At 48.4% G+C, this 13,748-nt stretch carries 15 protein-coding genes; 12 read left to right on the top strand and 3 right to left on the bottom strand.

Features of this window, described 5'->3' with window-relative positions; all coding sequences use genetic code 11:
* Positions 1-713: 713 nt before the first annotated feature.
* Both B5F98_RS00130 and B5F98_RS00125 read right to left on the bottom strand, forming a co-directional pair.
* Entirely contained in the window at positions 714-1,220 is a 507-nt protein-coding gene (locus tag B5F98_RS00130) for an isochorismatase family cysteine hydrolase (RefSeq protein ID WP_087369101.1), read from the bottom strand.
* 14 nt (positions 1,221-1,234) lie between these two features.
* The gene (locus tag B5F98_RS00125) at positions 1,235-2,467 is read right to left on the bottom strand and encodes a hypothetical protein (RefSeq protein WP_087369100.1); all 1,233 of its coding nucleotides are present in this window, start codon (positions 2,465-2,467) and stop codon (positions 1,235-1,237) included.
* Between the two features lie 724 nt (positions 2,468-3,191).
* On the opposite strand from B5F98_RS00125, the gene B5F98_RS12565 reads away from it, so the two are divergent.
* On the top strand, positions 3,192-3,422 hold the full coding sequence (locus B5F98_RS12565; protein WP_143482690.1) for a hypothetical protein: 231 nt from the start codon (positions 3,192-3,194) through the stop codon (positions 3,420-3,422).
* 645 nt (positions 3,423-4,067) lie between these two features.
* Here B5F98_RS12565 and B5F98_RS00120 read toward each other — a convergent pair.
* On the bottom strand, positions 4,068-5,288 hold the full coding sequence (locus tag B5F98_RS00120; protein WP_162613538.1) for a hypothetical protein: 1,221 nt from the start codon (positions 5,286-5,288) through the stop codon (positions 4,068-4,070).
* Between the two features lie 243 nt (positions 5,289-5,531).
* Here B5F98_RS00120 and B5F98_RS00115 point away from each other — a divergent pair, with 243 nt between their 5' ends.
* The 11 genes from B5F98_RS00115 (at position 5,532) to B5F98_RS00065 (ending at position 13,729) form a co-directional block, all read left to right on the top strand.
* Positions 5,532-5,891 carry a type II toxin-antitoxin system PemK/MazF family toxin gene (locus tag B5F98_RS00115; protein ID WP_087369099.1) on the top strand — a complete coding sequence of 120 codons (360 nt, stop codon included), beginning with the start codon at positions 5,532-5,534 and terminating at the stop codon, positions 5,889-5,891.
* A gap of 11 nt (positions 5,892-5,902) precedes the next feature.
* Positions 5,903-6,115 (top strand): excisionase, encoded by a 213-nt coding sequence (locus tag B5F98_RS00110; protein WP_087369098.1) that lies wholly within the window; start codon positions 5,903-5,905, stop codon positions 6,113-6,115.
* Between the two features lie 106 nt (positions 6,116-6,221).
* Positions 6,222-6,449, top strand: coding sequence for an excisionase (locus B5F98_RS00105; protein WP_087369097.1), 228 nt, complete (start codon positions 6,222-6,224; stop codon positions 6,447-6,449).
* A 2-nt stretch (positions 6,450-6,451) separates the two neighbouring features.
* Complete coding sequence (locus B5F98_RS00100) at positions 6,452-7,693, top strand: tyrosine-type recombinase/integrase (RefSeq protein WP_087369096.1); 1,242 nt, start codon at positions 6,452-6,454, stop codon at positions 7,691-7,693.
* Between the two features lie 692 nt (positions 7,694-8,385).
* Positions 8,386-8,964: a zinc-ribbon domain-containing protein gene (locus tag B5F98_RS13165; protein ID WP_242961559.1), complete on the top strand. Its 579-nt coding sequence runs from the start codon at positions 8,386-8,388 to the stop codon at positions 8,962-8,964.
* A gap of 789 nt (positions 8,965-9,753) precedes the next feature.
* Entirely contained in the window at positions 9,754-9,966 is a 213-nt protein-coding gene (locus tag B5F98_RS00085; protein ID WP_071442138.1) for a helix-turn-helix transcriptional regulator, read from the top strand.
* Positions 9,967-10,005: 39 nt separating this feature from the next.
* Positions 10,006-11,418 carry a helix-turn-helix transcriptional regulator gene (locus B5F98_RS00080; RefSeq protein WP_087369093.1) on the top strand — a complete coding sequence of 471 codons (1,413 nt, stop codon included), beginning with the start codon at positions 10,006-10,008 and terminating at the stop codon, positions 11,416-11,418.
* A 45-nt stretch (positions 11,419-11,463) separates the two neighbouring features.
* Positions 11,464-11,784, top strand: coding sequence for a hypothetical protein (locus B5F98_RS12560; protein ID WP_143482688.1), 321 nt, complete (start codon positions 11,464-11,466; stop codon positions 11,782-11,784).
* 54 nt (positions 11,785-11,838) lie between these two features.
* The gene (locus B5F98_RS00075) at positions 11,839-12,165 is read left to right on the top strand and encodes a hypothetical protein (RefSeq protein ID WP_087229370.1); all 327 of its coding nucleotides are present in this window, start codon (positions 11,839-11,841) and stop codon (positions 12,163-12,165) included.
* A gap of 34 nt (positions 12,166-12,199) precedes the next feature.
* A complete protein-coding gene (locus B5F98_RS00070; protein WP_087369092.1) occupies positions 12,200-12,490 on the top strand; it encodes a glycoside hydrolase family 3 N-terminal domain-containing protein in 291 nt (96 codons plus the stop codon).
* A gap of 120 nt (positions 12,491-12,610) precedes the next feature.
* The gene (locus B5F98_RS00065; protein ID WP_143482687.1) at positions 12,611-13,729 is read left to right on the top strand and encodes a hypothetical protein; all 1,119 of its coding nucleotides are present in this window, start codon (positions 12,611-12,613) and stop codon (positions 13,727-13,729) included.
* Positions 13,730-13,748: the final 19 nt, after the last annotated feature.

The following is a 13,748-nucleotide window of genomic DNA, read 5'->3' as shown; positions in this document are numbered from 1 at the left end:
GAGTGGTGAGAATAGAAGCACCACACAGGAGGTTTTACATATGGTTAGAAAGAATTGCGCCATGCGATATGGAAGAAAACGCCGGTCTAGAGCGGTTCTATGAGCTGTTGCAGATGGCGAACATGATGGCATGGACGATATCCAGAATCAGCTCAAGGGGGCCGTTTCTGAGTTCATGGAGAATGGCCTAGAGGTAGCGCTGAACGACGAACTGATCTTCATTAAGTACGAATATTAGAATAAAGACACAGAAAAAAGCCGCAACGGCCACAGCAGAAAAACACTATGTACCAGCTTTGGAGCTGTGGATGTGTTGGAACCTTGAGACTGAAAAGGGGAATTTGAACTATAGACACTGAAAAAGGACCAGACCATCAGCTAGGGCATTGATAGGGAAATCCCGTCCATGTACTACGGCCAAGGGTATGACCTCAAGAGATATAGGGGCCCATATTTATGATATCTACGGCATTCCTGTCTCGGACAGCACGGTCCGCTGTATCACCGACAAGATCCTGACCGTGATTCATGCATGGCAACAGTGCCCCTGAGACTTTTGAGCTATTATACTGACTCGTGACTCGCTCAGTTCACTGGTACTGCATTTCAAATGGCAAGATCACCGGCTCTCCCAAAGGGACATAACAGCAAGCAAGTTCCTGTTTTGAGAAAAATGAATACCAACGCAGTTCATATGCTCGCCACTTGAATACTCATTTTTCGGGATACAACTTGAAGGATATTTGGTTCCAACCTATGGTTCGCCCTAAGACGGTAATAGCTGCTTGATGACTGATATCACCCCCGTTAGAAGCACTATACTGAGCTAAAACCACAGGTCGAATATTGTGTTCAAAAAGGCTTATGGCTGTGGCCAACACGCAGCAGTCTGTATCAATACCGGCGACATAAGCTTCCGTTATATTGTGCTTCAAAAGCAACTGCATTGCTTCATTTGTACAAGCTGAATAGGTCGTTTTTTGGACAATATATGTTGCCTTCTCTTTTACAAAGGGAATGAGGTCAATTTCCGGTTCCGCCTTGAGTCGGTCCCAATGCATAATGTCGGTAAATCCACTGCTTTGGGTATTAATAAATTGGGTTGCGATGATGAATCCCTCATCAAAATCATTCATTAGCTGCTGGATTTTTGGAAGGACTATTTTGGTCTTGTCTGAAACAAAGCCATTTTGAACATCAATTACAAATAAACATTTCATATATTAACCTCCAATTAATTTTTCCTGATCAAGAGGATGATTCCAAAAAGGATAATGAAGAAACTAGCGGCAACCCCTGCATTTGGATAAATGTTATTTCCATATTTAATGACTGTTGGGGCTATTTCTATAAAGGCAATGACAAACAGTAATATTTCAGTGCTTTGGCTTAGATGTTTTTGGCGGAGTTCTGAATCAAGACGCTCACGTTCTAATATGTATTGCATTTTGCGCTGAAGATGCTGGATATTTCCAGCTAATCCACTTGTTTCAACCAGGCCTTTCTGAATGTCAAGGATGCGCGTCGGCATACTGGAATCGTCAAAATCGAAGAGACGATTTTCAAGCAAATCAAGCTCATAGTGTTGCCTTTGTATATCAATTATATCTTTTTTTGTCAGTGTACTGAAGTCATCCAAGCTCTTGTCCAAGCAATATACATAGAACCAGTCACTCTGCAATTGAACTTCAAGTGCAGTATATTCTTCTTTGTCTACATCTTGAAGTTGCCCCAAAATGGAGACTGAGGCCCAGCTCATAAAGGTATTGATGTGACGATGCCTTTCGTAGTCTGTGGGGGCTTCGTTCATCTCCAATTCACTCAATATTGTGGGTAGGTCCAATCTAGAGCCAGCAGCGCATTCAAACTTGCTAGAATCTTCAAGGTAAAGTACAGATGGATCTAAAAGTGCATATACATTACTTTTTAGCCAATGGGGATAGTTCTTAAAACGAGTTGAATTAATAATTGTTCTACTCACATCGAACATGGAGAGGGTCATGATATATGATAGGCCTCTGTGCTCAAATTGTTCACTTGCACTTTTTCTCAAGGTAATCTTTATGGGCGTATTTTTGCGTACAATCCGTCTTAATTCGGTGATGACATCCCAAATCACAGGAGAGGCACTATGCTTCCATTCAAAAAAAGCGCGATGGGCGTTTTTTCGGTTTTCACCATAAGAAATGGAGAAATTCTCAAAGTTATTCTGAAAACTAAGTTTGGTTTCCTTAACAACAATTACACAGATGCCATTTGAGTAAAGATAGGCAGAAATATTTTCCTGAATATTAAACAGTAGGGAAATGCCTTTTAGTATGGAGCTTTGGCGTGGTGTAAACTCAAGTTTCCCGAAACGTGGCTGGAAGCGTTTCTCAATAAGCGTCAGATCGTTTGCCGATAAACTTCTTCCGAGGTCAAAAGGTATTATTCTTATAGGATATGCGAAAATAGGGCATTCACTCATTGCTTCATCCCCTAAAATATAATTTGCGGCCTGTAAACAACATTCTGTGTATTATCACCAAATATTTCACTTACCGTATTTCAACCTTTGCCTCCATTTAATGTCTACTGAATGCCCACATTCATTTCCGAAGTGTTGCATCACCATTCGGCCCTTTTGCGGCTTGCTTAATGTCGGGGTGGTCAACCCAGATTTTCCAGCTTTGCAATAGCGAAAGCATTCCCGGTTCTGGTAGATCTTTTCTGCTGAGATGTACGCAGGATAGGAGATTCCTTCCAATAAAACTGATCTGCAATCTTTTATTAAATTCTTGGCTTTATCCACAATAAACTGGCGATTGATATCTTACTCATAGAAGCGGTCAAAGACTATTGGGTAACATCTCGTAGGGCATCGTGGAGTTCTCGGCCTTTCGGATTATGCCCTGCAAAGATAGATTCTATCTGTTCACTGGTTCTGCGGCGAAGGCGGCTGGCAATATATTCTCTGTCGCAGAGACCATCTGCAAAGCCGATTAATACATCGTTGGTGATACTAAAAATACCGTTCATTTAATTATTCATCAGATCCAGCTTGCAGACATCGACAACGTCGTTCTGGTCAATGAAGACCACAAAATCGTTTTCGTGCCCCTGCGGATAGGAGCTGTTGATGTAGGGATCCATATTATACAGTATACAGTATACCGTAAAACATAGTGAATGGCAAAGGTAGTATCCACCAAATGGAAGATCTACATGAAGATCACAGCTTTTTGTTTGGCTTTTGCTTTCTTTATCTGGGAGAATTCTTGCTTGAGCCAGGCCAGCAATTTTATGGCCTTGCGTTCTGGAAAATGCTCTTTGCACCGGCCTACATCTCTTGGCACTGGGTAACCCTTCCTTTGCATCTTCAATACTTTGCAGCCACTTGGTGCATAGTATTGAAAGAGACTGCAAATAGCGAGAATCATTAATTTATTGGATTGGTGACATCAGATGTGGAGAAAAGTATACCAAAATCTATGCTGTTTTGAATGGCCTTGGTAATTCGGTTTGGCTCTAGCTAATAGGTGGAAATATCAATGATTCTACGGTTGCTATAGGTTTAATGTCCCATTTTAATATGCCAAAGAGTACCATTTCAAGGAGAGCCATTTGATTGAGCGCTTTTTCCTCAAATTAAAGCAGTTCAGGTGTATTGCTACCCGATATAACCAATTTGTACCCCTTTTTCCCTTAATTTACCTGGCGGTCATCTTTGTTGTGATGAAATAGCCCATTCGTGTGGACTTTTAGAAACACCCTAGTATTTGTGTAGATAATTTCCACTAATAATTGTAATGATGCAATGAAATAATGCTGCATTAGCGTTCCCAGATGTGAATTGGTTATAATCTCCGTTGCCGTGGACATAAAGTCAAGCTGCGATGCAGTGTTGCAGTGAGGGTGCTTGATAATACGGCATATGAATTATTGTCCATACTAACTCTTGATTTATTAGAGCGAAATCATTTAATGCTGACAGAGCCTTAGAGAACAGCACTGCATCCATAGCGCTCGCTTCTCGTAATATTGTTTGGTATCGATGAGTATTGAGAGAACAGAGGTTTATCGAGATACTATTTACTAAAGCCATCCGAAAGTAAATAGATATTTTCGCAATCAAGGAAAATCTGCTCTGTATGATTATAAATTTGTATAATATCCTCCAGACGGTCAACGAAGACACCTGTTTTTGGGTTGCTGATTTCGGCAAACTCTTTGATAGACTGGGTCTCCATAGTATGAGCGCTTTTCTTCATGCGTGAGCCCTGGTCGACCAAGAATTCGTCCACAGGCCCCTGTTTTATTCCGGGAATAATGCCAATCAACGACCCGACCGTTTTGCTCGCAGTGCCAATACCGGTTAGAAGATTCTTCTCCATAGAGGAACCGCTTAGTTTTTCCAAGTACACAGAGCACTTGCCAAAGAGGTCGCGGTATGCCTCAGACCTCTGCCTGATCTCGTCTCTGATGCCAGAGACATATTCCTCTTTGAAGTTGCCGCTAAGCATAACTTCCATCAAAGAGGCCATAGAGAACGTGTAGAGAGAAAGCCTGTAGTATTTGAACTTCTTCAGTAAATCTTGTAGGGCAGATTTGACCTGTGTATTGGCAACAATCAGTTTTTTGCCCTTCACAACGTCACGGATTTTTTTCTCATAGCTCAGCATGTTCTTTCGGGCAGTGCGCTGGATATCCAGAACCATTTTGTGGTTGCTGGTGACAAAATGCTTATTGTCCCAATTCAGCTTGTATTTGGATGCAATGCTGGAAAGTGTTTCGACATCTGCTTCTATTTCAGATTCTTTTTCGATCTCTAGGAATGATAGAATCTGTTTCTGCATCTCCATGATTTCGCCAAGCTGTTGTTCGATAGAGAACAGGGCAACAGCCATCATCATTGTTGCTGGATTGATGGAGACGACCGCCTGAGATGTTGCAGTCAGCGGGCCGGCCGACTGAAGCTGGACAAACTTAGAGCCGCCGTCCGCAGTTTTTAAAGCACCCCAGAAGTTTCCGTTCTGAGCAATCTTTAAGGAGTCGCCCACTGCTTGATTGGCCACACGATACAAACCAGATGTGTTAAAGCTGTACGTTTGGGTCACTGTGTTGAGGGCGGGAACGAGGGAGGCTACACTGGCCCCCAATGTGGCCAGCTGTGCAATGGGGACGCTCATCGTAGTTGCCTTGGTCAGATCTGCACGAGCATCAGCCAGGAGATCGCCGGTAAGTTCCATCAGATTGGTGCCACCAACTAAAATTTCTCCAGGATCATTTAGTTTTATGATTTCATTCACGTAACCATCTCCTTTGTCTTTAGCAGTGTATCGTTATATATAGATTTCTAAGATAGAAGTGCTCTCAAAATTTAATGTATAATTACATTATACCAGATGAAAGAATTGGGAACAACCAGGATCATCCAGCCTTGCTGTTAGAGCGGGGCGGGTGATTTTTTGTTTTTACCTTTCGTTTTCACCCCCAAACCGTGCGGTAGATATATGTAGGTTTCTATCACTGATGAAAATGGAGCGTGAGACATGAAGAAAAAAGTACATCCAAAGGTCCGGCGGGGAGATCTCTTCTATGCAGAACTGGGGGAGACCGTAGGTTCAGAGCAGAGGGGGAGAAGGCCAATCCTGGTGATTCAAAACGATGTGGGCAATGCAAACAGCCCCACAGTGATCGTGGCGGTATTGACCAGCAAGGTCAAGAAAATGTATATGCCCACCCATCTGCTGGTGGGGAGAAAAGAGGGACTGCCGGAGAGGTCTGTGGTGCTGTTTGAACAGATTACTACCATTGATCGGACGCGGCTGCGGGAGTATCTGGGAACTTGCGATGCAAATATTATGAAACAAGCGGATCGGGCTATCAAAGAAAGCCTGGAACTGCAGTAAAGGAGAGAATTATGAAATATGAGCAGAAATTGGCCATGGTGCCAGTGTGGGAAAAGAGCACCCTGACACTGGATGAGGCGTCTGCCTATTCCGGGCTGGGGCGGAATAAGCTGATTGAACTATTGAATGACCCAGACTGTGAATTTGGCCTCTGGAACGGACAGAAACGACTGGTTAAGCGGAAAAAGTTGGATGACTACCTGAATCGGTCTTTCTCCATCTGACTTGTCAAGGATGCAATCAGAAGGGAAACGGGAAATTCACACATTGGAACTTCTCCGTCAAATCAGGTATTCTCCATGTGACAGCATAGAACAGGAGGGAACAATCATGAACTACAAAGAAAAACTGGCGTTGGTGCCCATTTGGAAGAAATGCTTGCTGACCTTGGATGAGGCCGCAGCGTATTCAGGAATGGGAAGGGGCCGGTTGATGAAGTTGTCCGATCAGGACGACTGTGAATTTGTCGTTTGGAATGGATACAAGCGGCTGTTTAAGCGAAAAAAGCTGGAAGAGTTCATTGAACAGATGGGCGATTTAGAAAAGAAAGGTGGTTGATGATGGCAAAACGTGTACAAGGAGTCGTGCGGGTGGACAGCCGGAATGTGCGGCTGAAAACCGGAGAGACGGAAAAGGCCAACGGGGGATATGAGTATCGATGGAGCACCCCCGATGGTAAGCGGCATTCCATCTACGCCAAAACGCTGAATCGGCTCAGAGAGATGGAAGAGCAACTCATTATTGATAAACACGAAGGCATCCGGGTGGATGCCAGGACCATGACCGTCAATCAATGCTTCCAGCTGTGGAAGGAACTGAAGCGAGGAGTCAAAGACAACACCCTGAAAAACTATATTTATATGTATGAGACCTTTGTGATGAACACCTTTGGGAAAAAGCGGGTGATGCAGGTTCAGCGATCTGATGTGAAGCGGTTCTATAACACTCTGGTGGACCAGCGTGGGCTGAAAATATCAACCGTGGACAACGTCCACAATGTTCTCCACCAGGTGTTTCAGCTTGCAGTGGACGACAACTACATCCGGCAGAATCCCACTGTTCGGATGCTGAAGGAGCTTCGTATCTCCCACGGGCATGAGGTGGAGAAGAGAAAGGCGCTGTCCATGGAGCAGCAAAAACTCTTTCTGAGTTATATCAAGCGAACCCCACGGTATCGGCACTGGTATCCTGCCTTTTACATCATGGTCAACACCGGCATGCGTGTGGGAGAGTTGATTGGACTGCGATGGCAGGACGTGGATCTGAAAAACGAAATCATCCATATCAACCACACCCTGGTGTACTACAACCATCGGGATGAGCGAGGGGCCTGCTATAGTGTCAACAGCCCGAAGACCAAAGCCGGGTGCCGGGAGATTCCCATGGCATCCGGGGTGAAAGAGGCATTTAAACTGGAGCGAATCCACCAGCAGGAGGTGGGCCTGATCAGCTGCTCACATATTGATGGGTATGAGAACTTTGTCTTTCTCAATCAATTTGGAAAGGTTCATAGTCCAGGCGCTCTGAACAAGGCCATCAAACGCATCGTCCGGGACTGCAACGACCAGGTGCTGCTTCAGGACGGCCTGGAGAAGGACCCGGTCTTGCTGCCGGACTTCTCCTGCCATAACCTCAGGCATACCTTTGCCACCCGTTTGTGTGAATCTGGCATCAATATCAAGGTGATCCAATCGATCTTAGGGCATATGGACATCAAGACCACGATGGATATCTATGTGGACGTGATGCAGGAGACCAAGAAGCGGGAAATAGAACAGTTTGATGGATATATGCAGCAGTAACAAAACAGGGCTTGTGAGGACTCAGCTCACAGGCCCTGTTCATTCTATAAAAATAAGGAGAAAACATCATGTTACATAGTCTGGCGGAGATGAGGCCGGAGTTGGCCAAAGAGTGGTCTCAAAAAAACACATTAGCTCCCACTGAAGTCACCATCGGCTCCAACAAAAAAGTGATCTGGCAGGGAGCATGTGGTCACGAGTGGACAGCCTCCATCCGAAGCAGAGTGTCCGGGAATGGGTGTCCGTATTGTGCCCACCGAAAGGTGATGGAAGGGTTCAATGACCTCAATACCCGATTTCCGGAGCTGGCCAAGGAATGGTCCCCACGCAACCATCCATTGAAACCCACGCAGGTGACTGCTTTCACAAATCGGAGGGTGTGGTGGAGGTGTAAGCATGGCCATGAGTGGTTTACGCTGATTTCTACCAGGTCAACCCTGGGAAGTCCGTGCCCCTACTGCAGCGGGAGAAAACTGCTCCCTGGGTTCAATGATCTGGCCACCCGTCGGCCGGAACTGGCCAAAGAGTGGTCGGAGCAGAATGGAGATTTCACCCCGGATCAAGTGAAGGAACATGCCAAGGACAAAGTGTGGTGGAAGTGCAGTGCCTGTGGGTACCAGTGGAAAGCGTCTGTTATATCTCGGGTGACAGGGGGACAGTGTCCGGCGTGTGTGAAGAGGCGGGAGAATAGTTTGGCAGAGACAGACCCGGAACTGACGGCCCAGTGGGATGAGAAGAAAAACGGGGTACTGCGTCCCACGGAGTTTTCCAGAGAGTCCACCCGAAAAGTGTGGTGGAAGGGTCCATGCGGCCACAGCTGGCGGGATGGAATCTTTCGCCGGGCGGTGGAGCATCGGGGATGTATCCACTGTGAGCAGGAATTCTGGGAGTTGCTGCCCCAGCTGATGATCCTGTACTATGCAGGGCAGAGGGGCCTGAAGGTACAGAGGGGAGCCTCAGAGGCCATTGGCATGGATCTGGATGCATACATCCCCGAGTTGGGTCTGGCTTTTTTGTTCCCGCGAGGGCACTCCCAGCGGATGAGACGGGAGGTGATGGTCAAGACATACCTGTGTCAAAGGCAGGAAATTATCTGCCAGGTGATTCCGCCCCTGAATCCCTTGGAGACCTGTGCGGCGATTCGAAGGGGATTCTCCAAGGTGCACCTTTTTATACATACGGATATTTCCGAAGATATTGCGGTTGTGAAGCTGGCCTATCAGAGAAGGAGAAATACCGCTGACAGCCAGCAGCACCAGAAGAAATCATAGGGGTTGCCCCATCAATTCTCCAAATCTTTCTCACGGGGTGGGGCTTCTTTTTCGATAGATAGGGTTAGTTATAAACTGCTTCCGGAAAATCCGGCACGGATATCACCAAGTTTTATTCAGAAACGGTGAGATAAGGGGGGAGCGCTGTGGAAATCCCCACAATGAAGCCTCTGGACTAAAAAATCCAGTAAAATCAAGGGTTTTCGGCATCTCAAATCCGAGTTGACAACAAATTGACAACAATTTTTCATATAATTTTGAAGAATTGTGAAGCAGAATGAATTGTTGTAAGGATAAAACACAATACAGTACTTGCTGTATAGAGAACACTTTTTGAAAGTAATTTCAGAAGGTGTTCTCTTTTTTGTTAGGTCTGCTTGTGTCATGACAAAATTAAAACCGAAAGGAACAAAGACAATGATTAGTGAAGAGACAAGAGCATATTATGACCTGAAAAAACGTAACGATGTAAGGGAGAGTGCTAAAAGGATTCGCAGACAGTTCCTGCGATATAAAGATGCCGAAATCATCTATAGTTTGCAACACAAAAAAACATTGCAGAGTAAACAGAAAATAATCGTACTCCTTTCCCCTGTATTTTAGCTTCTTCACCTCGTTGGAAATAAAAAGCGGTAAATGTCTATGGCTGTAAAAGGAGCCTGTAAAAGGAGCGGCTGCTTTCTTTTGGCTTAACATTCGTAAAAATATGTGACATCTCATAAAATCCATTGGCTTTTCACGATTTTTGTGCTATACTGTCTTCCATAAACAAGGCGGGAGATGAAGCGTATGGCTGTCCAGTACAACCGGCTGTGGAAATTGCTGATTGATAAAAAGATGAAAAAATCCGCCCTGACAGAGTTGGCAGATGTGTCCTCCTCTACGATAGCAAAGCTGAACCGGGACGAATATGTGAGCCTGGAGGTTTTGGAGCGGATCTGCCGGGCGCTCCGCTGTGACATCGGGGATGTAGTGGAGCTGACGGAAGAATCGGAGAAATAACGGGACGCCTGCAGCGGCTTCTGTGGAAAGGGTGGTACGATGAAAGGGGAACTGAGAAAGCCGGCGTCTGTCAACGCCATTCTGCTGATCGGTATTTTTACTTTTGTCTTTTTAGGGGCGGAATATCTGTTTGTCAATATGATTTCTCTGTCGGTGACGGAAGGGAGAACTGTCATTGCCCAGAACTATGCGCTGGGCGCCAGCGCCGTCGGCTTTTTCTTGTATCCGGCCATGGAACGCTGGGGCGGGAGGCGCTATAAAAGCGCGCTGACCTTTATCCTGGCGCTGGGTGCGATTATCTGTACCTTCATTGTCCAGCAGCATATCTCCTATGCGGCGACCATGACGGCAGGGATGGTGCTCTTCCTGCTGCTGGGCGTTTTCGGCAGCGCCGTCCACTATCTGGCTGCCGTCACCATAGACGGCGACAATGCATTGGCACGGCTGGCGGGGATCGCCTACGCCCTGGGAATTCTGCTCCAGTATGCAAACAACAACCTTGTCAACCTGGAGGTTGCGGAGGCGGCGTTCCTTTCGGTATTCCTGGCGGCTTTGAGCCTGCTGGTCATCCGAACGAGACAGGCCGGCCAAAGCCGCATCGAAATGACGGAGACTGCGGCTTTGGCCTCAAAATCAGAAACAGACATTTCCCTCACCCGGAAAAAACGGACGGCGGGCATTATGCTGGCGCTGCTGGTAGTGCTGATGGCATGTGTGTTCAGCACACTGGACAACGCCGTGACCCTCCGCCATGCGGGCGGGACGGATATCGGGCAGTGGCCCCGCCTGTTGCTGGCGCTCAGCGGCCTCGCCGCAGGCTTTGTCTTCGATATCCGAAAGCGGAAGTATATGGGGCTTATCATGTACTGCGTGATGATGATGTCGGTTCTGTCCATTGTGGTACTGAACCTGGGCGCTCCGTTCCTGATCGGACTGGTGGTCTTTTACCTGTCCTCGGGCTTTTTCGTTGTCTTCTTTACAGCGAGCTTTATGGAGCTTTCCCGGCATATGCGCCTGCCGTCGCTGTGGGCGGGCATGGGCCGCGCCATGAATAACGTGAGCGCCGCCCTGATCGCCAGCGGATCGGTGGCGCTGCTGTCCACCGGCAACAGCCTGGCCGCCATTGTCATCGCCCTGGTGCTGTTCGTGGCGGTCAGCGTTGCTATGGCCGTGTATACCGCCCGCATGAACGCCGTCATGGAGCCCAAGGAGCCGCCTGCTTCCCAAAAGTCGGACGAAGAGCGCAGGGAGGCGTTCATCGCAAAATACGGGCTGACCGAACGGGAATGGGATGTATTTTCCCAGATGATTTCTTCGGACAGCAGCGCCCAGGAGATCGCCGACTGCCTGTTCCTGTCCAAGCGGACGGTGGAACGGCATATCTCCGCCCTGTACGAAAAGACGGGCGCAAAATCCCGCATCACTATGTACCTGCTTTACCGTAACGATTAACATACAGGATAAAAGAACACCCTGCTTTCTCTCAGGAGAGGCAGGGTGTTTTTGTGTGCGGTAACGAATTGTCCTGATAAAAAACATCGTTTTCCCCACTTGAAAAATGAAATTTACGCCATTCGGCATCCGGGAAAGGAAAAATCAGGAACGAAAAGTACACCTCAACCCCTATTTGGAACGATTAGAAGTTGTGCATATATAAAGCCTCAAAATAGTTGCTTTGATTTATATAATATGCACAAATGGCGGTTGACCGCCATCGGTTTTTTGAAAAATGGCGGTTCACCGCCACCTGTTTTGATACGATTGGCGGGATTTACGCATAGACAATCCGGCCTCTTTTCACCTAAAATGAGGGCGTAAGAATCCACTTCCCGGCGTCTGCCGCGGTTCCCCAAAAATTCAGGAGGAGAAGAAATGATGGAATACGTTCAAAGAGAACTTCCCTATGTGCGCTCCTTTGTCCTGCGCTCGGTGTACGGCGTGCTGCGGCAGGAAGGGATTACTTTTGGGGAGGAAGAGCCGGGAAGGGTTATTGCCGAATGGAGAGAGGACGGAACAGACGTCTCCCTTTCCATAACGGCGGAGGAAAAAGCGTTTGGAACCGAACTGACGGTTTCGCTGCGCCGCCCCTGCGACGGGATACCGGAGCAGAGAGCGTACCGGCTTCTGCAGGAGATGCTGGACCAGATCGTCCGGCATTTGGAAAATACCCTGATGACGAAAGGGGAGGAAGACGCTTAAAAAACGCCGCTTCAGGGGACAGGAGGTGTGAGAAATGACGGGGATAAAATGGAAGAGAATGCTCGCCGCCTTGTGCTGCGCTTTCATCGCCATATCCGGCGGGTGTGCAAATCCCAGCACTTCTTCGGGCAGTTCTGTTTCCCAGGAATCCGGCATACCGGCGTCGCAGGATATCCTGCTTTGCCCGTCAAACCCGCAGGCGGCCGTCTCCGCTTTGGAGGAAGCGGTCGCGTTGGGAGAAATCAGCGAAGAGCGGATCAACCAAAGTGTGCGCCGGATCCTTGCCATGAAGGTGAACCGCGGGGTTTTGAAACTGGAGGGCTGAGAAAGCCCTGCTGTCCGCACACCAGCTTCAGGAGGAAAGAGAATGAACGAACAAACCGATTTGATTCAATATACCAAAAAGCGAAGCCTCTGCAGGCGGCTGCTGCCGCTTCTGCTGGCGATGGGGTTGCTGCTTGTCGGCTGCTCCGGCGGGACGGAGCCTTCGGAGCCGTCTTCCGATACAGGCAGCTCCACAGCGTCCGCCAGCAGCACGCCTGCCGCTTCGGCGCCGGAGCCGGAACCTGAGCCGGAAACGCTGGAGCAGGAGCTTTTGAAAAAGCGGGGCGTCGCCTTTGACCAGTCGGATTACAAAACCTTTACCGGCGCAGAAGGCGTGCTGAGCCTGCAAACCGTCTTTTCGGATCTCAACCCCAAAAAGGCCGGCGGCAATCTGTCCAGCGTCTTCCTGTCCGGCGGAAAAATCTATCAGTACCGCTGCGACGCGACCCTGCCGGGGGGACAGAACTGCCGGGAGGTGGGAACCCTGCCCCTTGCGGAACAGCCCGTCTACCTCCAGGCCAACGATTTCAACGGCGCCGACCTGGAGGTGGTCTACCGGGGCGGCAAACGGTATTCGGTCAAGTCTGCCAGCAACAACGGCCCGTACACTGCGACGGAGAGCAAGTATCTCCATCCTGTCCTGACGCACGCCTGGCGCTACAGCGCAGACGGAAAAACGCTGACCGAGGACGTCGGGCTGCGGGACAGAGCCCAGCGGATTGTGCACGTTGGAGGCAGCTATCTGCTGATCGCAGACGGGAAGCTGGAGGCGGCGGCAGAACGACAGCTCCCCTCCGAGAACTTTGAAGGGATTTATTTTGACGACGATGAGGACGGCTATATTGTTTACGAGGTGGCGGACGAGGCCGTGGGGGACGGAGAAAAAGCGGTTGCCATCTTAAATGGGAACATCCTGGCGACCGATCAGGCGTTTTACCAGATCATGTACGACGATATCTCCGAGAATGATCTGAGCTATGAGGAAAAGACCACCAACGCCGACGGCACCCCCGCCGCCTATCTCCCAAAATTCGGCGGCGGCAACCGCTACCGGCTTGTAAAGCTGGAGCTGCTGAGCCGGTATTACAGCGACGTGCTCACCATCGCCCATGATGATATCATCACGGCGGACTACAAGCTTCTCCCCGCCACGGAGGCGATAGGCGAGGACTATGAATCGGGCTACATCGCATACCCGCCGGATGTGATGGAGAAGCTCCTCGCTCTGGATGGCTATTGAAATTAATAAAAATCGATCA

This window comes from Pseudoflavonifractor sp. An44, assembly GCF_002161675.1.
Taxonomy (GTDB): Bacteria; Bacillota; Clostridia; order Oscillospirales; family Oscillospiraceae; genus Enterenecus; species Enterenecus faecium.
This window is presented reverse-complemented; position numbering and strand designations above follow the sequence as displayed.

Excerpts from the sequence above, each read along its gene's own strand:
- B5F98_RS00130 (WP_087369101.1), bottom strand. The coding sequence starts at position 1,220 with ATGAAATGTTTATTTGTAATTGATGTTCAAAATGGCTTTGTTTCAGAC.
- B5F98_RS00125 (WP_087369100.1), bottom strand. The coding sequence starts at position 2,467 with ATGAGTGAATGCCCTATTTTCGCATATCCTATAAGAATAATACCTTTT.
- B5F98_RS12565 (WP_143482690.1), top strand. The coding sequence starts at position 3,192 with ATGGAAGATCTACATGAAGATCACAGCTTTTTGTTTGGCTTTTGCTTT.
- B5F98_RS00115 (WP_087369099.1), top strand. The coding sequence starts at position 5,532 with ATGAAGAAAAAAGTACATCCAAAGGTCCGGCGGGGAGATCTCTTCTAT.
- B5F98_RS00110 (WP_087369098.1), top strand. The coding sequence starts at position 5,903 with ATGAAATATGAGCAGAAATTGGCCATGGTGCCAGTGTGGGAAAAGAGC.
- B5F98_RS00105 (WP_087369097.1), top strand. The coding sequence starts at position 6,222 with ATGAACTACAAAGAAAAACTGGCGTTGGTGCCCATTTGGAAGAAATGC.
- B5F98_RS00100 (WP_087369096.1), top strand. The coding sequence starts at position 6,452 with ATGGCAAAACGTGTACAAGGAGTCGTGCGGGTGGACAGCCGGAATGTG.
- B5F98_RS00085 (WP_071442138.1), top strand. The coding sequence starts at position 9,754 with ATGGCTGTCCAGTACAACCGGCTGTGGAAATTGCTGATTGATAAAAAG.
- B5F98_RS00080 (WP_087369093.1), top strand. The coding sequence starts at position 10,006 with ATGAAAGGGGAACTGAGAAAGCCGGCGTCTGTCAACGCCATTCTGCTG.
- B5F98_RS00075 (WP_087229370.1), top strand. The coding sequence starts at position 11,839 with ATGATGGAATACGTTCAAAGAGAACTTCCCTATGTGCGCTCCTTTGTC.
- B5F98_RS00070 (WP_087369092.1), top strand. The coding sequence starts at position 12,200 with ATGACGGGGATAAAATGGAAGAGAATGCTCGCCGCCTTGTGCTGCGCT.
- B5F98_RS00065 (WP_143482687.1), top strand. The coding sequence starts at position 12,611 with ATGGGGTTGCTGCTTGTCGGCTGCTCCGGCGGGACGGAGCCTTCGGAG.